This window comes from Bacteroides sp. Ga6A2 (assembly GCF_000702225.1).
GTDB lineage: Bacteria > Bacteroidota > Bacteroidia > Bacteroidales > Bacteroidaceae > Ga6A1.
In genome coordinates this window covers 60,796-82,493 of sequence record NZ_JNKX01000001.1, presented here as the reverse complement: position 1 = coordinate 82,493, position 21,698 = coordinate 60,796, and the positions used below count along the sequence as shown (strand labels likewise).

At 46.7% G+C, this 21,698-nt stretch carries 18 protein-coding genes and 1 tRNA gene; 5 read left to right on the top strand and 14 right to left on the bottom strand.

What is annotated here, in order from left to right; all coding sequences use genetic code 11:
- Positions 1-82: 82 nt before the first annotated feature.
- Together greA and T538_RS0100360 are read left to right on the top strand one after the other, a co-directional pair.
- Positions 83-553, top strand: coding sequence for a transcription elongation factor GreA (gene greA, locus T538_RS0100365; protein WP_031531601.1), 471 nt, complete (start codon positions 83-85; stop codon positions 551-553).
- A gap of 20 nt (positions 554-573) precedes the next feature.
- A complete protein-coding gene (locus T538_RS0100360; RefSeq protein ID WP_031531600.1) occupies positions 574-969 on the top strand; it encodes an HIT family protein in 396 nt (131 codons plus the stop codon).
- Positions 970-1,054: 85 nt separating this feature from the next.
- Here T538_RS0100360 and T538_RS0100355 read toward each other — a convergent pair whose 3' ends face one another.
- From T538_RS0100355 to T538_RS0100325, 7 genes are read right to left on the bottom strand one after another with little or no spacing between them, the layout of a single operon-like run.
- Positions 1,055-2,041, bottom strand: coding sequence for an SPFH domain-containing protein (locus T538_RS0100355; protein WP_031531599.1), 987 nt, complete (start codon positions 2,039-2,041; stop codon positions 1,055-1,057).
- 3 nt (positions 2,042-2,044) lie between these two features.
- Positions 2,045-2,488, bottom strand: a complete 444-nt coding sequence (locus T538_RS0100350; protein WP_051655763.1) for an NfeD family protein — start codon at positions 2,486-2,488, stop codon at positions 2,045-2,047.
- Between the two features lie 12 nt (positions 2,489-2,500).
- Complete coding sequence (locus tag T538_RS0100345) at positions 2,501-3,208, bottom strand: hypothetical protein (protein ID WP_031540326.1); 708 nt, start codon at positions 3,206-3,208, stop codon at positions 2,501-2,503.
- A 45-nt stretch (positions 3,209-3,253) separates the two neighbouring features.
- Entirely contained in the window at positions 3,254-4,180 is a 927-nt protein-coding gene (locus tag T538_RS0100340) for a helix-hairpin-helix domain-containing protein (RefSeq protein ID WP_031531595.1), read from the bottom strand.
- 54 nt (positions 4,181-4,234) lie between these two features.
- The gene (locus T538_RS0100335; RefSeq protein ID WP_031531594.1) at positions 4,235-4,738 is read right to left on the bottom strand and encodes a CYTH domain-containing protein; all 504 of its coding nucleotides are present in this window, start codon (positions 4,736-4,738) and stop codon (positions 4,235-4,237) included.
- A 5-nt stretch (positions 4,739-4,743) separates the two neighbouring features.
- Complete coding sequence (gene prfB, locus T538_RS0100330) at positions 4,744-5,862, bottom strand: peptide chain release factor 2 (RefSeq protein ID WP_031531593.1); 1,119 nt, start codon at positions 5,860-5,862, stop codon at positions 4,744-4,746.
- 26 nt (positions 5,863-5,888) lie between these two features.
- On the bottom strand, positions 5,889-7,700 hold the full coding sequence (locus T538_RS0100325) for an AMP-dependent synthetase/ligase (protein WP_031531592.1): 1,812 nt from the start codon (positions 7,698-7,700) through the stop codon (positions 5,889-5,891).
- A gap of 866 nt (positions 7,701-8,566) precedes the next feature.
- Between T538_RS0100325 and T538_RS0100315 the strand changes: the two genes are divergently transcribed.
- Both T538_RS0100315 and T538_RS0100310 read left to right on the top strand, forming a co-directional pair.
- Entirely contained in the window at positions 8,567-9,619 is a 1,053-nt protein-coding gene (locus T538_RS0100315) for a M20 family metallo-hydrolase (RefSeq protein WP_031531591.1), read from the top strand.
- Between the two features lie 448 nt (positions 9,620-10,067).
- Positions 10,068-10,499: a hypothetical protein gene (locus T538_RS0100310; RefSeq protein WP_155992903.1), complete on the top strand. Its 432-nt coding sequence runs from the start codon at positions 10,068-10,070 to the stop codon at positions 10,497-10,499.
- A 124-nt stretch (positions 10,500-10,623) separates the two neighbouring features.
- Here T538_RS0100310 and T538_RS0100305 read toward each other — a convergent pair whose 3' ends face one another.
- The 5 genes from T538_RS0100305 to dut all read right to left on the bottom strand — a co-directional run bounded on the left by T538_RS0100305 (position 10,624) and on the right by dut (position 18,743).
- The gene (locus T538_RS0100305) at positions 10,624-13,491 is read right to left on the bottom strand and encodes a response regulator (protein WP_081836762.1); all 2,868 of its coding nucleotides are present in this window, start codon (positions 13,489-13,491) and stop codon (positions 10,624-10,626) included.
- A gap of 586 nt (positions 13,492-14,077) precedes the next feature.
- The gene (locus T538_RS0100295; RefSeq protein WP_231497043.1) at positions 14,078-15,586 is read right to left on the bottom strand and encodes a murein hydrolase activator EnvC family protein; all 1,509 of its coding nucleotides are present in this window, start codon (positions 15,584-15,586) and stop codon (positions 14,078-14,080) included.
- 6 nt (positions 15,587-15,592) lie between these two features.
- Positions 15,593-16,516: a lipoprotein insertase outer membrane protein LolB1 gene (locus tag T538_RS0100290; protein ID WP_031532960.1), complete on the bottom strand. Its 924-nt coding sequence runs from the start codon at positions 16,514-16,516 to the stop codon at positions 15,593-15,595.
- On the bottom strand, positions 16,516-18,309 hold the full coding sequence (locus T538_RS0100285) for a tetratricopeptide repeat protein (RefSeq protein WP_031532961.1): 1,794 nt from the start codon (positions 18,307-18,309) through the stop codon (positions 16,516-16,518). The genes T538_RS0100290 and T538_RS0100285 overlap by 1 nt, the downstream gene beginning before the upstream one ends.
- Positions 18,309-18,743, bottom strand: coding sequence for a dUTP diphosphatase (gene dut, locus T538_RS0100280; RefSeq protein WP_031532962.1), 435 nt, complete (start codon positions 18,741-18,743; stop codon positions 18,309-18,311). Before dut ends, T538_RS0100285 begins: the two co-directional genes overlap by 1 nt.
- A 70-nt stretch (positions 18,744-18,813) precedes the next feature.
- On the opposite strand from dut, the gene T538_RS0100275 reads away from it, so the two are divergent.
- On the top strand, positions 18,814-20,145 hold the full coding sequence (locus tag T538_RS0100275) for a deoxyguanosinetriphosphate triphosphohydrolase (protein ID WP_031532963.1): 1,332 nt from the start codon (positions 18,814-18,816) through the stop codon (positions 20,143-20,145).
- Here the strand turns inward: T538_RS0100275 and T538_RS0100270 are convergent.
- Both T538_RS0100270 and T538_RS0100265 read right to left on the bottom strand, forming a co-directional pair.
- Positions 20,142-21,473 carry a glycoside hydrolase family 28 protein gene (locus tag T538_RS0100270; protein ID WP_031532964.1) on the bottom strand — a complete coding sequence of 444 codons (1,332 nt, stop codon included), beginning with the start codon at positions 21,471-21,473 and terminating at the stop codon, positions 20,142-20,144. The genes T538_RS0100275 and T538_RS0100270 overlap by 4 nt on opposite strands.
- A 133-nt stretch (positions 21,474-21,606) precedes the next feature.
- Positions 21,607-21,688: transfer RNA gene (locus T538_RS0100265), tRNA-Leu, on the bottom strand.
- Positions 21,689-21,698 lie beyond the last annotated feature (10 nt).

Here is a 21,698-nt window from a genome sequence, read left to right as displayed (position 1 = left end):
CTGCCGGAATTCTTTTTCTTTTTGCGCCTGCCAGAAAACGCGCAAAACCAAATTGAAAAACAAACTAAAATTTTTAATAAATATGGCTTATATGACTCAAGAGGGCTACGACAAGATGGTAGCTCAACTTAAACACATGGAAGAAATAGAGCGTCCAGCGGCTTCAGCAGCCATTGCAGAAGCACGCGACAAGGGCGACTTGTCTGAAAACTCAGAATACGATGCTGCCAAAGAGGCACAGGGCATGCTCGAGATGCGCATCAGCAACCTCAAAGCCGTGCTCGCCGAGGCTAAGATTATAGACACAAGCAAACTGTCTACCGACAGCGTTCAGATTCTTTCTACCGTAGAGATGAAGAACACCAAGACAGGAATGAAGATGAAATACACCATCGTTTCGGAAAGCGAGGCAGACCTGAAGCATGGCAAGATTTCAATCAAGACTCCTATCGCTCAGGGATTGCTTAACAAGAAGGTTGGCGACATCGCCGAGATTACAATTCCGCAGGGCAAGATAAACCTTGAGATTACAAACATTTCTTTTGAGCAGTAACACTTATAAACAATACGACTATGGCAACAATTTTCAGTAAGATAGTTGCAGGCGAGATTCCGAGCTACAAGGTGGCAGAAAACGATGAGTTCTATGCATTTCTCGACATCGCGCCTCTGGCAAAAGGTCATACGCTCGTTATCCCAAAGAGAGAGGTTGACTATATCTTCGACCTCGAGGACGACGAACTGGGACGTATGCACATCTTTGCAAAGCACGTTGCAAACGCCATAAAAGAGGCTTTCCCTTGCATTAAGGTAGGCGTTGCGGTGCTCGGCCTCGAAGTTCCTCACGCACACATTCATCTCGTGCCGATGAACAGCGAGAACGACATGAACTTCAAGAACCCTAAACTTGAACTCTCAGCCGATGAATTCAAGGCTATTGCCGAGAAGATTGCCAGCAACATGAAGTAATCGACATCTTGATTTTTGAAGAGATAAAAAAAACAGACCGCACTTGAAAAATGCGGCCTGTTTCTTTTTTATATAGCAATATGCCTTATTTGTCCTTGAACAAATCCTTGATTCCACCAATTGAGCCCATCATTCCGGTAGCCTCGTATGGCAGGTAGACTGTCTTGTTGCCTTCCTTGCCGGCAATCTGGTTAAGAGTCTCCATATACTTAAGGGCTACAAGATAGTTAATCGGGTTGTTTGAGTCGCCTATAGCCTGCTTAATCTTGTTGATAGCCTCGGCTTCAGCCTCAGCCTTGCGGATTGTTGCCTGAGCCTCACCCTCAGCCTCGAGGACAGCCTTCTGTTTGTTTGCCTCGGCACGGAGGATTGCAGCCTGCTTGTCGGCCTCGGCATTGTTAATCATAGAAGCCTTTTCACCTTCTGAACGGAGGATTGCACTCTGCTTCTCACCCTCGCTGTTAAGGATTTCGGCACGCTTGTTACGCTCTGCCTGCATCTGCTTCTCCATTGCGTTAAGAACGCTTGCTGGAGGCGTGATGTCCTGAAGTTCTACGCGGTTTACCTTTATACCCCACTTGTCGGTTGCATCGTCGAGTACGGCACGAAGTTTTGTATTGATGGTGTCGCGAGAAGTCAAGGTTTCATCGAGTTCCAACTCACCGATGATGTTACGGAGCGTTGTCTGCGTAAGCTTCTCGATAGCGTTTGGCAGATTGTCAATCTCGTAAACAGCCTTGAACGGGTCTACAATCTGGAAATACAGCAACGCGTTGATTTGCGTCTGAACGTTATCCTTTGTGATAACATTCTGCTTGTCGAAGTCGTAAACCTGCTCGCGCAAGTCAATCACATCGGTATATCGATATGAATTGTGCTTCAGCACTACAAGTTCCTTTGGCTTGTCGATAAACGGTATAATGATGTTTATACCCGGATTAAGCGTTGCGTGATAGCGTCCAAGACGCTCAACAATCTTTGTCTCGCTCTGTGGGATAATCTTTATCGACTTCTGGACAACGATTATTACCAGAACGACAAGAACCCCTAAGAAAATAAGTAATGGATCCATAATTTAAATTGTTTTTACAGTTAATATTAAACTTTTCCTATCTAACACTTCAACCTTGCTGCCAACCGGAATATCTTCCGATTCCACCGACTCAGCCTTCCAGTCGTCGCCATCGATGGCAACCCTGCCATACTCGCCAGCCTTGATTGTCTGGCTCACTCTGCCAATACGGCCTATAATGGCATCGGCATTGCTCTTTGGAGCCTGCTTCGTCTTGAGTGTCTTGAGCAGAACAGGACGAATAAAGAACAACGACAATAGCGAAAAGATAGCAAATACTGCTACCTGCGCGATGAATCCGCCGCCAAACAGAGGCACAAACGATGCAGCAAGCGCGCCAACGAACACGCAAAGCACATAGAGCGTTCCGGTCATCAATTCGGTAATGAGGAACAGCAGAGCTACCACGCCCCACGCTATTGCTGCCGAAGTAAATATATCACCCATAATTTTTAATATTTAGATTCTGTTTAAAACTTTCAGAAATGTCTTGTACGACGAGTCGAGATAATTCATCTCGTAAGGCTCGAGTTTGAGGGCATAAACGCCGTGCTGCTTCTCCACGTCGAAGTAACTTTGCAGAACGCTTGCCATGTTGAACGCCTTGTCGGTCTTGGTCTTTATAAGTTTCTTGATGCACGACACCACCACATCGCGCTCGGCATCGTTCTGTTTTAGATGCTTGAACATAGTGTAATATGCAATTTCCGTGCCACAAAGCAGACATTGGTTAAGCAAAGCCTCCTCACTCTCAACATCCACCTCCGAAAAAAGTCTGTCAGCCTCGGTTTCATCGGCTATGAGCGGCAGAATCATCTTCACAAACTTCATTCTTACATCGAGCGGCTCGCCGTTCAGGAACTCAAATACGGGCTTTACATTCTTGCTTGCGATAGAGAATTTTCCGGAAGAGACAAGCCGCGCCGTGCTTCGGACTATGCAGACCATGAAAGCCTTGCAGCGGTATCTTACAAGCTGGTTGTAGACGAGCCAAAAACCGTCGTTGTCTTCCTCGGGCAGAATGACCTCGGCAATAAGGCTCTCGGCGTTTCGGAAATCCGTATTAGAGAGTTTCTTTAGCATTGAATACAACTGCGTCCAGTCTCTTGCCTGAATGCACCGGGTGAGACAGACTGCGAGAACTGGATTATAGTATTTTGTATTCATAATAGCAAAGATATGAAAAGTTTTTTACATTCCCGACGGTTTTCATCAGAATTTGAGATATGGCTCAAGCCGCTTTATGTCGGCTTCGGAAAACTGCTCCATGAAACCGAGTTGGCGAACGGACTTTATGTCTCCGCGCTTTCGGCGATACTCAACGATTGCCTTTGCCTGATAGAAATTGATGTATGGATGGCGCGTAAGTTTCTCTACTCCACCCGAATTTACGTCAATCTTCTTGACCGAATGGCTCGGCTTGACCTCGAACCATGCCAAAGCATCCGATGGAATCGACTTAATTTCGTTCAATTGCGATACCGAGACGAATCCGCCAAGTTGCTCGCGATAGCGCACTATTGCCTTTGCATATCCGCTTCCGATGCCGGGAACTTTCTTCAGCAAGGTTGTATCGGCTGCGTTGAGGTCGACGATTGTGCCTTTGGCAAGTTTGGGCTGCGCAACGTAGAGCGGCTTACTTGCCGTGTCTTTTTGCCCGGTTCTATCGGCTGAAGACTGAAGGGCAATCGAAATATACGGCTTGGCGCGATTGAAGACCTCGGGCGTCATGCCGTAGACCGTAGACAGTTTTTCGGGAGTTCTGAACATGCCGCCTTTCCGACGATAGGCAAGAATGTTATGAGCCACATACTTGGGAAAACCGAGTTGAAGCAGTTCGATGGAATCGGCCGTATTTGGATCGAATGTATGCAAATTCAGAGCAACAGGTTCGTTGCGGACATACTCCTTGTGCTCATAAGCCGGGCGTTCACCCCACTTTCGCGATTCGTGCGGACGTTCGTTAAGCGATGCGATGAACGACTTTATCTCTTCGGTTGTCAGAGACGCTTTTTCGTCTTGCTCAGCACGATGAAAAGTGCAAAATACCATGACTATTGTCGCCACGCACAACGCCGCCGAAAGGAATACAAGCACGCGGCGGTCGGCCTTTGTAAGCAGAAAGAATTTATTCTTCACAAGTTTTAAGTTTTTTCATAGTTTAAATCACGTTTTCAGAGGTGTCCGAGCCGATTAAACCGGATTTTTCTTCAGCACTTCGGATTTCCAGTTGCAGAACGGATTACTCATCAACTGAGAGTTGTAGAAGCGCCTGTCGCCAGTAACTTCGATAGCGATGAAATCGGGCTTTTCGTACTTTTCATCAGCCGCCGACAGTTCTACCTCTGCCATTACCAGCCCCTCATTCTCGCCAAAGAACTCATCAACCTCGAAAGTATGGATTCCATCGGGCGATTTTACGAGATAGCGAATCTTGTCAATCATTCCCGGCTCGCACAGGCGCATAAGTTCCCTGCCCTCGTCGAGCGTTATTTCCTTCTCGAACTCATAGCGGCCGATGCCGTCTTCCGACGGACCTTTGATTGTAAGATACGCCTTTTCATCGCGTATGCGCACTCTTACCGTACGCCCCTTTGCGCTACAGATATACCCCTGTACAATATGGCTTTTGGAGAAAGCCTGTTGTTTGTAGCCATCTCCAAAAACCAAAAATTTTCTTTCTATCTCGAGTCCCATAGACTTTAGTTGTTTGCAGAACCAGAGAATTCCATCAGATAAGCCTTGATGAAACCGTCTATTTTTCCGTCCATCACGCCGTTTACATCAGATGTCTGGAACTGCGTGCGATGGTCTTTCACGCGGCGGTCGTCGAATACGTAACTTCTGATCTGCGAGCCCCACTCGATTTTCTTTTTGCCAGCCTCTATTTCGGCCTGCTTTGCCATACGGCGCTTCATCTCGCGGTCGTACAACTGTGAGCGGAGCAATCGCATTGCGTTCTCGCGGTTTTCGAGCTGCTTACGGCTCTCGGTATTCTCGATAAGGATTTCTTCGGTTTCACCGGTATCTGGGTCGGTATACTGATAACGAAGGCGGACACCCGTCTCGACCTTGTTTACGTTCTGACCGCCGGCACCTCCCGAGCGGAACAAATCCCATGAAATCTTGCTTTTTTCAACATTTATCTCGATGCTATCGTCAACCAGAGGCGTTACGAACACGCTGGCGAACGATGTCATTCGCTTTCCCTGAGCGTTGTATGGCGATACACGGACCAAGCGATGAACGCCGTTCTCTCCCTTTAGATAGCCGTAGGCCGAGTCGCCTTCGATTTCCATCGTTACGGTCTTTATTCCAGCCTCATCGCCGTCCTGAAGGTTGCTGATGCGAACCTTGTAGTTGTTAGCCTCAGCCCAGCGCATATACATACGCATAAGCATCGAAGCCCAGTCCTGACTCTCGGTGCCGCCTGCACCCGAGTTGATTTTCAGAACGCAGTCCATTCCATCGGCTTCCTCGCGAAGCATATTCTTCAGTTCGAGATTCTCGATTGCCTCTATTGCGTTGGCATAGGCCGTGTCTACCTCCTCCTCGGTAACGAGTTCGTCTTTGTAGAAATCGAAGTTTAACTGAAGTTCGTCGGCAAGAACCTTTACTTCCTTGTAGCCGTCAATCCACTTCTGCAAGTCTTTTACCTTCTTCATCTGCTCCTCGGCAGCCTTGGCATCGTCCCAGAAGCCGGGAGCCTGCGTGCGGAGTTGTTCCTCTTCAACCTGAATGAGTTTGTTCTCGATGTCGAGGTAACGGTTCAACGCCTCGGTTCTGTCCTGAACATCTTTTAACTGATCTGTTGTAATCATTTATCTACCTAATTGTTGTTTTCTGTTTATTCTGCGTACATCGCATCGATTTCAGCCTGATAGTTCTTGTAAAGAACAGGGCGCTTAACCTTCAGGGTGTTTGTGAGTTCGCCCTTTGCCATAGAGAATGGTTCAGGCAGCAGGACAAACTTTTTAATCTGCTCGTAGTGGGCAAATTCCTGCTGAAGAGTATCGATTCTTTCCTTGAACATCTCATTTACCTGCTTGTTCTTGCAGAGTTCGGCAATCGAGTTGTATGATATGCCCTTGTTCTCGGCATATTCCTTCAGAGCGTCGTAGTTAGGAATAATCAAGGCCGAAGCGAACTTGCGCTGGTCGGCGATGATTGAAATCTGGTCGATGTAGCGGTCTACCACAAACTTGCTCTCGAGCATCTGCGGAGCGATGTATTTTCCGTTTGAAGTCTTGAACAAATCCTTGATTCTATCGGTAAGATAAAGTTCGCCGTCCTTGATGTAGCCGGCATCTCCCGTGTGGAACCATCCGTCTTCGTCGATGGCAGCCTTTGTTGCAGCATCTTTCTTGTAATATCCCTTTGTTATGGTCTCGCCGCGAAGCAGAATCTCATCGTTTTCGCCAATCTTGACTTCGAGATTATATATAGGACGACCGATGGAACCGATAGAAATCGGCTGTTTCAGCAAGTCGTTCGATACGGTTGCGGTACTCTCTGTAAGTCCGTAGCCAACCATCATGTTTATACCAACTGCGTGAATAAGTTCCTCGACCTTTGGAGGCACGGCGGCACCAGCCGTTGGGAAGAAGTTGGCATTCTCCAAGCCGAGAGTCTTCTTCAGAAGCGAGATTACGGTACTCTCGTAGAACTTGTATTTAAGTTTCAGACCGAGCGGCGGAGTGAGTCCTTTCAGACGATACTCTACGTTGTACTTTCGTCCGCACTCAAGCGCATCGCTCAACAGTTTCTTCTGAACGCTCGGCGAAGAGGCTATCTTGTCCATAACGCCGGCATAGACCTTCTCCCAGAATCGCGGAACGGCGCACATGCACGAAGGATGAACCTCCTGCATACTCTTCAGCACATCGACAGGACGCAGGTTTACAGCCAATGTGCAGCCCTGATGGATGCAGAGGTACGACCATGCGCGCTCGAACACGTGGGTGAACGGCAAGAAATTCAGGACTACATCGTTCTCGCTAAGTTCGGGAAGACCAATGATATTGGCATCGAAGGCTGCATAATAGTTTGAGTAACGGAGGGTTACGCCCTTGCTCTCGCCCGTTGTTCCCGAAGTGTAGAGAATGTTTACGAGTTCTGAATCCTGAACGCCCTGCTTGCGCTCCTCAATCTCCTTGTCGAAAGCATCGGTTGCGGTTGCCAAGAATTCATCGAAATATATTGAAGTCGTATCCTGCGGATTCTTAACAACTTCGCGGCTGAAGATAATAAGTTTCTGAAGCGTAGGACACAGCGAATGTGAACGGAAAGCCGTGTCGTACTGCTGCTGCTCGCCTACAAACATAAAACGCACCTCGGCATCGTTCAGCATGTACTGAACCTGAGCCTCGGAACTTGTTGCATAGAACGGAATGGTAACCGCGCGGATGCCGTATGCTCCGAAATCGCAATAAAAGCACTCGGGCATATTCTGCGAGAAGACTGCAATGTTCTCCTGCACTCTCACACCCATTGCCATAAGTGCTCTTGACACAGCATTTACCTTTTCGGCAAACTGAATCCACGAAACATCCAGCCATTTTTCCTGACTGTAATCTCTGTACTTTAATGCTGTTCTGTTACCATACTTCTTAGCCTGTTCTTGAACCAAGATGTTTAAAGGCGTTATTTTATTTCTCATCTGTTTGTTTTTTATTCTTGCAAATATATTACTTTATTTGCAATAACATAAACAAAAAAACGCATTTTTTTGCATTAGCGGCAGATGCAGACGGAGTTGCCGGAGAATAGCAGGCAAATCGTGGCTTTTCGGGGGCGCAAAAACAAAATCTCCAGCCGAATGTTTCACGACTGGAGATTTCAGAACTTGCAGTTATGCGTTTTGCGGCAAACTGCTCATAACACGTACAACACTTATCTAACTATCATTATCTTATTTACAACCATTTCGTTCTGGCGGATTATGCTGAGTCCGCGACGCAAAGACTGGATTCGAAGCCGAAACGCCGAATGGGAGTTGTATATGTTGCTTTCCTTCCACTCATTTTTGGCGGTTTTACCGCATTTCAGAGCGATGTCCCCGCCATTCATCCTGCAATAAAGATTGCTTCGTGACGACTTCGGCATACGTCCAAGATGTTGGGATTGCGCTTCGCCACCGCCAGCAGATTGGGCGCGCGAATAGATGTTTTCAGCAGAAACTAACGGTAAGAAACACGCCGTACTTGTGCACCACCGGAAACGGGTCTGCACAGACATAAGGTTTTATGTCGTCGGTTATCGGTTATAAGATTAATTATCTTCATGAGGGTCAGCCTTTTTCCACACATCAATATAAACGAGCCACAAAATCAAATTCTGTTTATCTTCTTTGTTACGTATTAAGATTCCATTTAGTCGATTACTATACGGCAAAAATAGTTATTTTAGCCATCAGGCGTCTATACTTTCGCACTTATTTTACGAAATGTAACAAGCAACTACCAAAGGTGTATCACATATTAGTGTATTTTTGCTATTTTTGCATCGCTAAACAAAATAATATTTATGATTGCCGACACAAAGAAACTAACGCAAGAGGCTGTCGAACTGCTTCAGAATCTGATAAGAACCGAATCGATAAGCCGAAACGAGGACATCGCAGCCGACCTGCTGCAAAACTACATGCACAGCAAAAATCTGCCAACCCACCGCAGCGGAAACAACATCTGGACCATCGCGCCCGATTTTGACGAATCCCGCCAGACAATACTCCTTAACGCACACATCGACACCGTAAAGCCGTCAAGTTCGTACACCCGAAATCCGTTCGAGCCAACAATCGAAGACGACATTCTGTACGGACTGGGCAGCAACGACGACGGCGGCGGACTGGTTTCTCTGCTTCAGGCTTTCAGAGTGCTGAAGGACCGAAAACGCGATTACAATCTCGTCTACCTTGCATCGTGCGAGGAAGAAGTTTCGGGCAAAAACGGAATAGAAAGCGTTCTTCCGCTTCTTCCTAAAATTGATGTTGCCATAGTTGGCGAGCCTACCGGAATGCAGCCTGCCGTTGCCGAAAAGGGTTTGATGGTGCTTGATGTTACCGCCACCGGAAAGGCCGGACATGCGGCGCGCAACGAAGGCGAAAATGCCATCTACAAAGCCCTCGGCTGGATTGAATGGTTCAGAGACTACCAGTTCGAGAAGGTTTCCGACCTTCTGGGCGCAAACAAAATGTCGGTAACGGTTATAAATGCCGGAACTCAGCACAATGTTGTGCCCGACAAATGCACGTTTGTAGTCGATGTACGCACCAACGAGCTCTACTCTAACCAAGAGGTTTTCGACATAATAAAATCGCACGTTCCCGGAGCCGAATATCGCTCAACAAGACTGAATTCATCACGCATAAGCACCAGCCATCCGCTTATTCAGAAACTTGTAGGCATGGGCAAGAAGCCTTTCGGCTCGCCAACGCTCAGCGACCAAGCCCTGATGCGATTCCCGTCGTTCAAACTCGGTCCGGGCGAATCATCCCGTTCGCACACCGCCGATGAATTCATAAAGATAAGCGAGATTGAGGATGCCATAGGCACATATATCAGTCTGCTTAGCTGACCTTTTTTGTTCGGGATGCCTTCGGGATTCGTTCGGGACATGTGCAAATTCTTCCGACTCAGATGCGTATTTGGGGGCGTTTTTGCCTTTTTCGCATCGTTTTTGCTTGTTTTATGCCGGTAATTTGCGGTTCTTGTCCTATGCCAATTACAGTAAGTGGCTGGTAATATGAATTTTACAATATAAGCGTTTCGGCGTTTCAGCGTTTCAGTTACCCCTTTGGTGGTTTCAAACTTCTGCCTTATAATATATAACTTATTTATTATTAATTAGTTATATATAATATATAAGGGTTTGAAACAAAAACACCCCCCCTGAAACGCTTGAAACGCTGAAACGTTGAAACGCCTGATGTAATTCGCAAGAAAAGGTTTGGTATCTTGACTGTACAGGAGGCTATAAAAAAAGGAGAACAATATTTAGGCTTATGAAATATTATATGAACAAGATGATGGTGGATATAATAAGAAAGACGCCATACAAAAAAGTTACAATTTCAAAACGTTTATATGACATTTTGGATGAGGGGCTTATAGTGAAAAATGATTGTGTATTCCTGCGTTGCTTTTATGAAGCGAACCATTCTCATTTGACAGAATATATGTTCAAGGATAAAACGCAATATGAACATGCCATGAACGATTTCCATTTTGATTTTTTTTGCAGCAAATGTACTATCAATCATGTTTTGACCTTTGTCAACAGATTTGAGAAAATGATAAGGAGTTATAATATTGAAAATAAATTTTTTGTTGTAATTTCCTTCGACAAAGAAGATGTTTCTTTCTCTTTTAATGGAATTCACAAAGGTGAACCATTATGGATAGAGCCGCAAGATATCGATGATTACAAGCAACCATTACTATTAGTTGAATTATAATCATGCTAGCTCGGATTTCCGACTCTGAGCGCATTAACAGTCTTTTGTAACGCCCCCAAGACATAGCCTTGCAAAATAAGCAACAGAGCGGAAAGATGAAATATACCTTTCCGCTCTGTTGTTTTTATTTCTTCTGCGAATGTTGCTGACGGTAAACCGACGGCGTTACCTCGAAATTCTGCCTGAACACTCGGCTGAAATAACTCATATCGTCAAAGCCGCAAGCAAGCGATACCTCGCCGATAGGCGTGTTCGTCTCAGAAAGAAGCCTGCATGCCTTCTGCAATCTCAACTGCAATATGTAAACCGACGCACTATAGCCCGTAATAGCCTTTATCCTTCGGTTAAGAGTAGATTTACTTGCACACAGCATCGGCGCGATAGTGTCGAGCACCAACTGCCCCTTTAGCATCTGCTTGTCAACAACCTCCTGAAGGTTTTCCATAAACTTGGCATCTTCTTCCGAAACCACGCGTACGTTCTTCTCCTCCTCTGTTGTTGGGAACGGAGTTCCGTCAACCGGAGCGCCTTCCTCAGCATTTGTTGGCACGCCGTTTCCAACCGTATATGTTAGGGTTGATGTAGCAAGCGACATCTGCAACTCCTTGCGCCTCTTCTGCGTCTGCGAGATAAGGCGCGAGACGATAGCCTGCAACTCGTCGGCATTGAACGGCTTTGTAAGATATCCGTCGGCTCCAACTTCGAATCCGCGCACTCGGTCCTCGTCCGAACTGCGCGCCGAAACTATTACGATTGGAACGCCGCCAAGCATCTCAGACTGGCGGATTACGCTACACAATTCGTAGCCGTCCATTCCCGGCATCATAAGGTCGGTAAGGATAAGGTCGGGCAACTCTTTCTCGAGTTTGTGCAGAGCCTCGTAGCCGTCGCAGGCGCGCACTACCCTGTAATGCAGATGAAGCAGAAGCGTTATATAGTCAGCCACATCATCGTTGTCCTCAACAATCATTACAAGCGGAAGGTCTGAGCCAGATGGTTCTGGCTGTGTCTTTGCCGCGGCAGCCTCGTTTTCCATGTTCAAGGCAGCCGCATCGATAACAGAACCGCTTACCGTATAGTTGTCTCCCACCGTCCAAGGCTTCGGCTCATTCTCGAGCGATGTCTGCTGCAATGGCAGGACTATGCGCATCGTTGTTCCCGATTCGCGATTGTAGGCGTCTACCGTTCCGCCCATAAACTCAACCATCTGGCGCACGAAAGGCAGTCCGATGCCCGTACTACCCTGCTTGCGCTGCGAGCCGCCCTGATAGAACAGTTCGAAGACGTGCGGCAAGTCGACATCTGGAATTCCGCTGCCGGTATCCGAAATCTCGAGAATCAGATTTGTTTCGTGACGCTCCATCGTGAGCGTTATCGAGCCAAGTGCCGGCGTAAACTTGAACGAGTTTGAGAGCAGATTACGGATAATTCGGTCGATATACTCCGGAACGAAATCCATTTCTATGCGGTCTTCGCTCGAAACGGTCTTGAGGTCAATGTGCTTCACCTTTGCATAGTCGGCATATCCAACAACAGCCATCTTTATGCACGAAATGATATCGCCGCGCCGCCACTCAACCTGACCATGACCAGCCATGAGTTTAGAGATGCTCAGGAGTTCGTTTACCAAGTCGAGCAGTTTGTCGCCCTGCTTCTTTATAGAGTCGAGATAATGATATCGCATTTTCTCGTCCAAATCGGGCGTTTTAAGTTGGTCGGCCAGACCAATCATAACCGTAAGCGGAGTTCTGAACTCATGTGTTATGTTGGTAAGGAACGTTGTTCGCATACTGTCTACCGAGCGCAGAGCCTCCAAGCCCTTTGAACGCGCCTTCAGGGCATAACTCACGGCAAAGATAACAACAAGCATAACAAACACCAAGATGCCGCCAAGCCAGATGAACATCATGTGAAGTTCCTGCTTGCTCTCGTACACCAGACGCATAACCTCTATTTTCCTTTCGCTCTTCTCGTGCTCGTAGTTTATGCACACGTCTCTGATGTCCTCGTTTTCCTTGCGGTTCATAATGCTGTCGCGCATGGCATTTGCCAGTTTGTAGTATTCGAGCGCATGAACCGCATCGCCGTCCTTCTCTTTCAGTCTTGCCTTGAGCGTGTATGTATCCTTCATCAGTTCGAAGGATTTAGTCATCTCGGAGAGTTCAAGACATCTGTCCGAAACGGCGTTTGCCTCGACCGAAGAGCCGTTCTCTACAAGCAGGTTTCCAAGCGACAGAAGCGGCTGTATGGTATGCCACACATCGCCGATGCCACGCATCATGTTTGCAGCCTTACGGTATTCTTCCATCGCCTCCTCAAACTTCTTCTCTTTAGACAACAAATCGCCGAAATGGACATGGCAAAGCGACTGTCCACGAAGATTGTTAATCTCGACATTCCTCTTCATGGACATTTCGAAGTACACCCTTGCCGAATCTATCTGATTGCGGTCCAAGAATACAGAACCGAGATTCGCATAGTTTATGGCGAGTCCGACATCGCTCTTCAGAACCTTCTCGCCGCTTAGTGAACGGCGGAAGTATTTCTCGGCCTCATCAAGGTCGCCGAGCGAATAGAATACGTTGCCCAATCCGTTTACGGCAGCCGTCAGGCTCTTGAACATTGCCGCGCTATCGCTGTATTCCTCGGCATACTGAAGTGCGCTGTAATGCTGGTGCATAGCCTCTTCGAGGCGTCCAAGACGGCGCAGCGTAGTGGCCAACTGATTGTAATCGTAGACGATGTTAAGCGTGTCCTTTGCATCAAGCGACAGTTCGAGCGCCTTTTGCTGAAAATCCATTGCCTCGGCAAAACGCGAGTCTTCGCGCAGCGCCTTGCCTCTTACACGCAGATTCTCGGCCTTAGCCATAATAGAATCGCGCTGTGTCTTGCTAAGAGTATTCTTTGTAGCATTGGGAAACTCCCTACATCCTGTTATCAACAAAGATATAGAGAGCATCTTTATAAAGGTTAAACGCAAAAAAAACTTCATAGTTTCAATTTTTATTAAAAACAATGGTTTTGCAAATATAAGAAAATTTGTAAATAAAAAGGAGAGCCTGCTGTATTTGTTTAACTGAATTTTACGAATAGGTGTGAATTAGAGTATCTAAGTGTAATTAAACCACTTTGGAAAAACAAGGTTTGTTAAAATTTTTAGAAGTAAAAAAGTTCTCTCTCATTTTAATTTTCCAATTACTTTTACAGCAAGCTCTCCGTCGTTTTCCTAAAACAAATCTAAAACCATTAAAACTAAAACAGGTAAACACCATAGATTAAAATCCAAAATTAATAAGTATCGTGCAAAAACTGATATAACAACTAACTTATGTCTAAAATGCAAAAAAGCTTTTAACTCTGAACAGCGAAGCATCACTGTTTCGTTGTTCTGTTTGCAAAGGTATGCGATTTGGGAGAAAGTTGTTAGGAAATTCTTTTCATTAGTTGGTGTTTTACAGTCATTCGATAGGATTTTTGAACCCTGCATCGATTTCACCATTGTTACAAAACAATCACACGATGCGAAAAACGAATCATCAGAAACGAAAAAATCCCGAAATAATCGGGATTTTCAGATATCATCGTGCAAGCCATTGCTCGGGATTCAGTTTCGTCGTTTCTTTTCGGAGCTGGAAATTAAGAAATGAATTTCCGTCGCCGTCAGAACCAACCTTTCCTATTATTTCACGTGCTTTTATCTTCGTGCCTCGGCTCACGCTAACCGAAGCAAGGTTATTGTAGAACGAAATGTAACTTCCGTGGCGCACCAGAACGCTTATCGTTCCGTTGAAGGTGAACACGGCTGTTACCTCGCCGTCGTACACGCAGCGCACGCTCGCTCCTGCCGCGCCCTTGATGCCAATGCCCTTGCTGTCGAGCACAACGTCCTTCAAGCCCTCGACCTTGTACTGACCGAAATGGCTCACAATAACGTAAGTTCCGGTGATTGGCATTGGCAGAGAGCCTTTGCACCGCTCAAACTTGGCGTTGAACTCGGCATTATCCTTGTCTACCGCCTCGTCGAGAAGTCGTTTTGCCTCTTCGGCGGCTTTCTTTGCCTCTTCCTCAGCTGCCAGAGCCTCTTCTTCGGCTTTCTTCTTCTCGGCTGCGGCTTTCTTAGCCTCCTTTGCAGCGGCGGCACGCTCGGTTGCCGACTTCTTGGCCGCAGCCTGAACCTTTGCCTTGGCGGTTGCCTCGGCTTTCTTGGCAGCGGCAACTTTCTTCTCTTTTTCCGTTACCTTTGCCTTGGCTGCGGCTGTCTTTGCCTTTCCTTTCTTCTTTACTGCGGCAATTTTCTCTGAATTCGAGCTATTCGTTATCGCCTTCTCGATGAGTTTCTCAATTTGAGCATCGAGGGCGGTGGCATCTTTCTTCTGGTTATTCAGCTCTTTCTGAAGGCTTTTTTGCTTTTTCTTCAGGTCGTCTACAATTTTGCGCTGCTCCATCTGCTTGCCTTCGAGCACTCTCTGTTCGTGAACACCTTGCTGAAGAAGATTGTCCTTCGCACCTTTCACATTAAGGAGTTCGCTACGTTTTTCAAGAATCTGACGTTCTTTCTCGGCAATAATCTCGCCCTGCGCGCGCTGATAAACGGCATATTCGCGAACATATCTCATACGGCGATACAACTGCGAGAATGACTTGGCAGAGAAGATAAACATCAGTTTGTCCTGAACCGTACGGTTTCGGTACATATATTTTACCGACTGCTCATACCGATGCTTTCGCTCCTTCAGTTTTTCTTCGAGAATGTCAAGCTGTTTCTGAAGGTCGGCAATATCGGCAGTAAGGATATTCACGTCGCCCTCGATAGTATGAATGTAGTTCTTGCGTTCGTCAATCTGTCCGGTGATAAGCGCAAGGTCGTTGAGCTGACTTCTCACATCTTTCTTTGTAGAGCGAAGCAACGCTTCCTGCTGGGAAATTTTCTGCTGCAAGCCGTCGCGCTTCTCCTGCAACTCCTTTATCTTCTTTGCCGACTTTGTTGCTGTGGCTGATTTTGACGTTGGCGCAGGCGAATTCTGCGACATCGCTGGATGCGATGACGCAAGGCACAACATGCAGAATATGAAAAGGACCTTCCTCATAGGCTACTAAAACGAAGAGAACAATTCTTCGACAGATGACAACTTTGTGTATTTTGAAGAAAGAGTTGTTCTGGTCTCCCAGTCGCTGCTGTCGCCAAAACCGCTCAGACTCATGTCGAGCGAGAGATTATGGTCGGCAATGATTGAGATGAGAACCGATGTTGGGAAATTCTTGCCCGACTGAAGTTTACGGTAAGCCTGATACTTGCAGTTTACCTGATATTTTGTTCCGACGCGCGAAACCTTTGCCTGTCCGATGGTTCCATCGGTTGGGTTTGCCCAGAATCCGAACTGCATTCGTCCTGTGCCCAGAGGCTTCAGATATATCTGACTGTTGTTTGCCGTTCCTATTCCAAATGGAGTGGATGCGGTGGTTTTCTTCACACCGGGCGAATACAAATCGGCCCAGAACATTGCCTGAATTGAATAGAAATCAATCTTTGCCTCTTTCAAAAAGTCGATTTCATCGTATGCTATCTGTACATACTGAGCGTGAAAGCGGTCAACAACCATCATGTAATCGGGTGTAAACTCCAATCGTCCAATCTCTGTGCCGATGAAAGGGGCAAGAATCATAAGCTGAATGCTCTCGTCGCGCTTCATCCGAAGGGTTGCGTTCACCTTCTGACTGTGGTCGCCAAGCGTCAGATTCAATCTTGCTTTGGCAGTTATCGCGCCCTTGTCCACAATGTTAGAAAGGACAAGTTTAAGTTTTTTCAGATTTTCGGCTGCCTTCTCTTTCTTCTTCGCCACGGCATTCTTCCTTGCCACCTCTACGCTATCAACAAAGAGCGTATCAACAGCCATTGAATCAAGTTTCAGAGAATCATTCTTCAACGAATCTGCAACAATCGAATCAGCCTCAACCTGCGCACCAGCTGTTTGCATTACAGCCAAGACAACGGCAGCCAGAATAAATCTTCTTTTCATTACTGAATATATTTCTTTAACCTGATTTTTTTCTTTAATGTCTTTGAATCGCATCCCATCGAGTCGGCTTTCTTCCAAAGCTGAAGGGCCTTGGCTGTCTCGCCGCACTTGTAGTAGATATCTCCCTGATGCTCAATGATTCCAGAACTTTCACCGCCGCCATATTTGATGGCCTGATCGATGTAAATCTTAGCCTCGGTATAGCGTGCCTTCATGAATAGAACCCATGCGTAAGTATCAAGGAAAGTTGAACTTTCGGGCTCTTTCTTTATCGTTTTGTAACTCATCTCCTCCGCCTTGTCGAGCTGCTGATTCTGCAACGACAGATAGTAGGCGTAGTTGTTGAGCGTTCCGATGTTGTCGCTGTTATATTTAAGCGATGCGTCGTAAGCCTCGAAACATTCCTTCAGCATGTTCTTGTCGTGATACACATCGGCAAGAATCGAATACAAGTCAGATGCTATATTGGCATCGCTGCTGTCGTCGATATGCTCAACGCCCTGCTTCAGAACAGCGAGCGCCTTTTCGTGCTGCTTCATCTGGTCGTAGGCAAGACCGCCGTACATGTAGAATGTCAGATTGTCGGGGTCGTACTCAATTCCGAGTTCGCAGATGGCAGCCACCTCCTTGTAGTCGCCCTTCTGAACGGCATAACTAAGAAGTTGAAGGCGGGCAAGCGAGTTGTCGGGCTCAATATCGAGAATCTTGTTCACGATTGGCTTAACCTCGGATTCCTGCATGTTCTTCATCTGCATATAATCCACAGCAAGCATCGGAATTCCGGCATTGTCGAGGTTGGTATTCTCAAGTGCCTTGCGGAACTTGCTCATGACGTATGCCGTGTCGGGCGTTGCATTCTCGTTCTTTATCACGATTTGACGCAGAAGAACGACCTTTGCATCAGATTCTACGCTGCGGAGCGACAGAATCGTATCGACCTGCTGCTCGTAGAGCGAATCTTTTCCGGCAGCATCGTAGAAGTTTGCCAGAGACAGACGTGCCAAGGCGTTAGAACCATCTTCGGCAAGAACCTCGCGATACAAGTCGTATGCCTTATCAGGCTCTCCTGCGCTATTGTACGTTTCGGCAAGAATAACCTTGTAGCGCGAATCGTTAGGATATTCATCTTGAAGAGACTTAACCTCATCGATGGCTTTCTGCTTCTCGCCAAGTTTCATCAGCAGAAGCATCTTCTCCATAACCAATTCCTCCGATTTGCCCTCTATTGCCTCGACCTCGTTCAGTATTCTGATTGAGTTCGGAACATCATTCACTTTCTTGTAGAGCGACAAAAGGGAGAAAAGCACATCGTTGCGCTGCGGAAAATTCTTGTACAAATCTTCGTATACGGCAATAGCCTCGTCGTACTTCGACTTGTCGTATTCGTAAAGATTTGCAAGAATCTGCTTGTACCAGAAATTGTCGGGGTCGCACTCGACGGCTTTCTTGTAGTATTCTTCGGCTTTATCTTTTAGGTTAAGCGACATGTAATAAGAAGCAAGGTCAAAGAGCGTTCTGCCGTCCATTGGCTGAATCTCCAGACAATGCTTATACATCTCGAATGCGGCAGAATGTTCGCCCAGCCTTCTCATTCTGAGGGCTTCGGAGAAACAATAGTCAAACTGTCGCTGCTGTTCGTATGATAGTTGAGGGATTTTTACTGCGTTCTTGCTCTTTGCCTTTGCAACGCTGTGCTTTTTCTGCACGGCCTGCTTCTGCGAGCCGCATGAAATAAATCCGCAGCCCACTCCGCACAAAAGAAGTATCCCAATGTATAATCGACTAATTCTCATTATTTTCTTCCACTATGGCCAAAACCACCTTCGCCTCTCTCTGTTTCCGAGAGAGTTTCAACTGCCTCCCACTCTACCTGTTCGTAGCGTGCCACAACCATCTGCGCAATGCGCTCGCCATCCTCGATTACAAAATCGGCATCAGAAAGATTAACAAGAATAACGCCAATCTCGCCACGATAGTCGGCATCGATTGTGCCGGGCGAATTAAGTACGGTGATGCCCTTCTTCAGAGCCAAGCCGCTGCGCGGTCTCACCTGAGCCTCGTATCCTTCGGGAAGGGCAATGCTCAAGCCTGTCGGTACAAGGCATCTCTGCAATGGTTTCAATACGATTGGTTCGGTTATGTTGGCACGCAAATCCATGCCTGCCGACAATCCGGTAGCATACGCAGGCAGCGCGTGATGCGATTTATTTATTATCTGAACTTTCATTATAATGTTAATAATTAGGTGCAAAAGTAAAAAAAAAGAGTTACTTTTGCAAGAAAATTTGCCTATTATGATGAACTGGAAACAACTTATAACAAACAAACGTTTCGGACAGGAAAGCAGACACGAAGAGAGAAAAGACGACCGTAACGAATTTCATCGCGATTACGACCGTCTGATTTTTTCTGCGCCATTCAGAAGGCTGCAAAACAAGACTCAGGTTTTTCCGCTGCCGGGAAGCGTCTTCGTTCATAACCGTCTGACTCACAGCCTCGAAGTGGCAAGCGTTGGACGTTCGTTGGGGAATAACTGCGCCGAGCGACTTCTGCAAAAGCACCCAGAACTGAAAGACAGTCATTTTTCAGAAATATCATACATCGTAACGGCAGCCTGTCTGGCTCACGACATGGGCAATCCGCCTTTCGGCCATTCGGGCGAGAGAGCCATAAGCACATACTTCAGCGAACGCGAAGGAAAGGCTCTGAAAGCCGAACTCACCGACGAACAATGGAACGACCTCATACACTATGAGGGAAATGCCAACGCATTCAGACTTCTCACACACCAGTTCAAGGGTCGCCGCCCCGGCGGTTTCGTCATGACATACTCTACCCTCGCCTCGATTGTAAAGTATCCATTCTCATCATCGGCAACCACTAAAAACGGCAAATTCGGCTTCTTCGAAAGCGAGAAGGACGATTATGTAAAGATTGCCGAAGAACTCGGAATAATAAAGATGAGCAAGGAAGGCGAACCTCTGAAATTCGCCCGTCATCCGCTGGTTTATCTTGTAGAGGCTGCCGACGACATCTGCTACGAGATTATGGACTTGGAAGATGCGCACAAACTGAAACTTCTCTCAACCGAAGAGACTCAGGAACTTCTGTTCAACTTCTTCGACGAGGAAGAAAAGGCGAAAATAAGAGAGAGATTCGAGGAGGTGACAGACATTAACGAACAGATTGTCTATCTGCGCGCCTGCGTAATAAGCCTGCTCACAAGCGCATGCACCGATGTCTTTGTCAACAACGAGGAAAAGATTCTTTCAGGAACATTCGAGGGCTGTCTGCTAAAGCATATTCCCGAAAGACCGCGACAGGCTTATGAACAATGTCAGAAGGTGGCATTTGCAAAGATTTACAGATGCAAAGACGTGGTAGACATCGAACTTGCCGGTTTCAAGATTATAAGCACGCTCATTCAACTCCTGATAGAAGCCGAGATGCATCCCGACAAAGCGTATTCAAAAATATTGCTCGGACGAATATCCGAGCAATACAGTATTGATAGCGATAATGTCTACGATAAGATTATGACTGTTCTCGACTACATTTCGGGCATGACGGATGTCTTTGCACTCGACCTCTACCGAAAGATAAACGGCAACAGCCTTCCTATGGTTTAGAGGTCAAGTTTCACCTCTTCGCCGTTTACAATAACCTTGTCCATAAGGATATTGTTGCAATCTTCAAAGATGCACTTGCCCTTGGCTTCGGTGATGTTTATGTTTTTGAGTGATATGTTCGAGATTGGAGCCTCCTCAAGACCGACAATCTTGATTGGAGTCTTAACGCCTCGGCATATCATGTCAGAAATGTGAATGTTTCTGAATGTCGGAGTGCGTTCTGTCTTCTCTTCCTTCTGCATCTTGCTGTACTTCAGATTGAAGACAACAGCCTCCTGCTTTATGTTGCTCATCACGATGTTGCTTACGCGAATATCCTCAACCACACCGCCGCGACCGCGAGTACTCTTGATGCGGATGCCTCGGTCTGTTCCGTCGAAAACACAGTTGCTGATGGTAACCTTCTTAACACCGCCACTCATCTCGCTTCCAATAACCACGCCGCCGTGTCCCGAAAGCATCGTGCAGTTTGTAATCGTGATGTTCTCGCAAGGAACGCCAATCTTTCTTGCCTGATAGTCGCGGCCAGCCTTGATTGTGATACAGTCGTCGCCAACCGAGATATGGCAGTCGCTGATATGAACGTTTTTGCAGCTCTCAGGGTTGATTCCGTCGGTGTTTGGCGACAGCGGATTGTTGATTGTAATGCCGTGAACCGTTACATTGTCGCAGAATTCAGGATTCACAGTCCAGAAAGGCGAATTCTGGATATGGATGCCCTCAATCTTAACGTTCTTGCATCGCACAGGCTGAATGAAAGGCGGTCTGAAGAAGCGATTTTTTATGTTCTGCGCCCAATCAACGTTTGTCTCAGCCTTTATAGCCTCAACATCGTTGGCATCTTCCCACATCTGCTGATATTTGTTTGTAGTCATGATGTTTCTGTCGCGAACATCAAGGTCAACCTTGAATTTCTCATTCCACCAAGCCTTTCCTTGTCCGTCGATAGTACCCTCGCCCTTTATCGTGATGTTTTCGCAGTCTACGGCATAAATCAGCGGCTTGAAGGTCTTCATAACAACGCCTTCGTAACGAACTTCAACAAACGGAGTGTAAAGGTCCATATCGTTAGAGAACTTCAGCAACGCGCCGGCCTCAAGTTCGAGCGTTGTGTTGCTTTTCAGTTCTATCGGACCGACATTATATACTCCGGCAGGGAAATACAATGTTCCGCCGCCGCATTTGTCTGCCAGATAGGCGATTTTCTGCGCAATAAACTTTGTATTGTCCTTCGCGCTCTTACTCTTGCACACGCCCATGTCTATGCGCTCCGCAAAGATATTTAGAGCAAGAAACAAAGAAAGAATAGTAATAGTTAATCGTCTCATTTATTTGTATTATTTAGTTAGAAATATCCAATCGTTTTCGTGATGCAACCCACTTAATTAAAAATATCATCTGTATGCAAAATACAAGTAAACAAAAAGGCTGAAAATCAGAACGATTATCAGCCTTTCTTTGTACCCAGACCCGGGATCGAACCGGGATGAGTTGCCTCACTGGTGTTTGAGACCAGCGCGTCTACCGATTCCGCCATCTGGGCAACAACTCAA

Coding starts and splice junctions, on each gene's coding strand:
- T538_RS0100360 (WP_031531600.1), top strand. CDS start 574: ATGGCAACAATTTTCAGTAAGATAGTTGCAGGCGAGATTCCGAGCTAC.
- T538_RS0100310 (WP_155992903.1), top strand. CDS start 10,068: ATGATGGTGGATATAATAAGAAAGACGCCATACAAAAAAGTTACAATT.
- T538_RS0100315 (WP_031531591.1), top strand. CDS start 8,567: ATGATTGCCGACACAAAGAAACTAACGCAAGAGGCTGTCGAACTGCTT.
- dut (WP_031532962.1), bottom strand. CDS start 18,743: ATGAAAGTTCAGATAATAAATAAATCGCATCACGCGCTGCCTGCGTAT.
- greA (WP_031531601.1), top strand. CDS start 83: ATGGCTTATATGACTCAAGAGGGCTACGACAAGATGGTAGCTCAACTT.
- prfB (WP_031531593.1), bottom strand. CDS start 5,862: ATGATTACAACAGATCAGTTAAAAGATGTTCAGGACAGAACCGAGGCG.
- T538_RS0100345 (WP_031540326.1), bottom strand. CDS start 3,208: ATGAATACAAAATACTATAATCCAGTTCTCGCAGTCTGTCTCACCCGG.
- T538_RS0100275 (WP_031532963.1), top strand. CDS start 18,814: ATGAACTGGAAACAACTTATAACAAACAAACGTTTCGGACAGGAAAGC.
- T538_RS0100285 (WP_031532961.1), bottom strand. CDS start 18,309: ATGAGAATTAGTCGATTATACATTGGGATACTTCTTTTGTGCGGAGTG.
- T538_RS0100270 (WP_031532964.1), bottom strand. CDS start 21,473: ATGAGACGATTAACTATTACTATTCTTTCTTTGTTTCTTGCTCTAAAT.
- T538_RS0100335 (WP_031531594.1), bottom strand. CDS start 4,738: ATGGGACTCGAGATAGAAAGAAAATTTTTGGTTTTTGGAGATGGCTAC.
- T538_RS0100325 (WP_031531592.1), bottom strand. CDS start 7,700: ATGAGAAATAAAATAACGCCTTTAAACATCTTGGTTCAAGAACAGGCT.
- T538_RS0100355 (WP_031531599.1), bottom strand. CDS start 2,041: ATGGATCCATTACTTATTTTCTTAGGGGTTCTTGTCGTTCTGGTAATA.
- T538_RS0100350 (WP_051655763.1), bottom strand. CDS start 2,488: ATGGGTGATATATTTACTTCGGCAGCAATAGCGTGGGGCGTGGTAGCT.
- T538_RS0100295 (WP_231497043.1), bottom strand. CDS start 15,586: ATGAGGAAGGTCCTTTTCATATTCTGCATGTTGTGCCTTGCGTCATCG.
- T538_RS0100290 (WP_031532960.1), bottom strand. CDS start 16,516: ATGAAAAGAAGATTTATTCTGGCTGCCGTTGTCTTGGCTGTAATGCAA.
- T538_RS0100305 (WP_081836762.1), bottom strand. CDS start 13,491: ATGAAGTTTTTTTTGCGTTTAACCTTTATAAAGATGCTCTCTATATCT.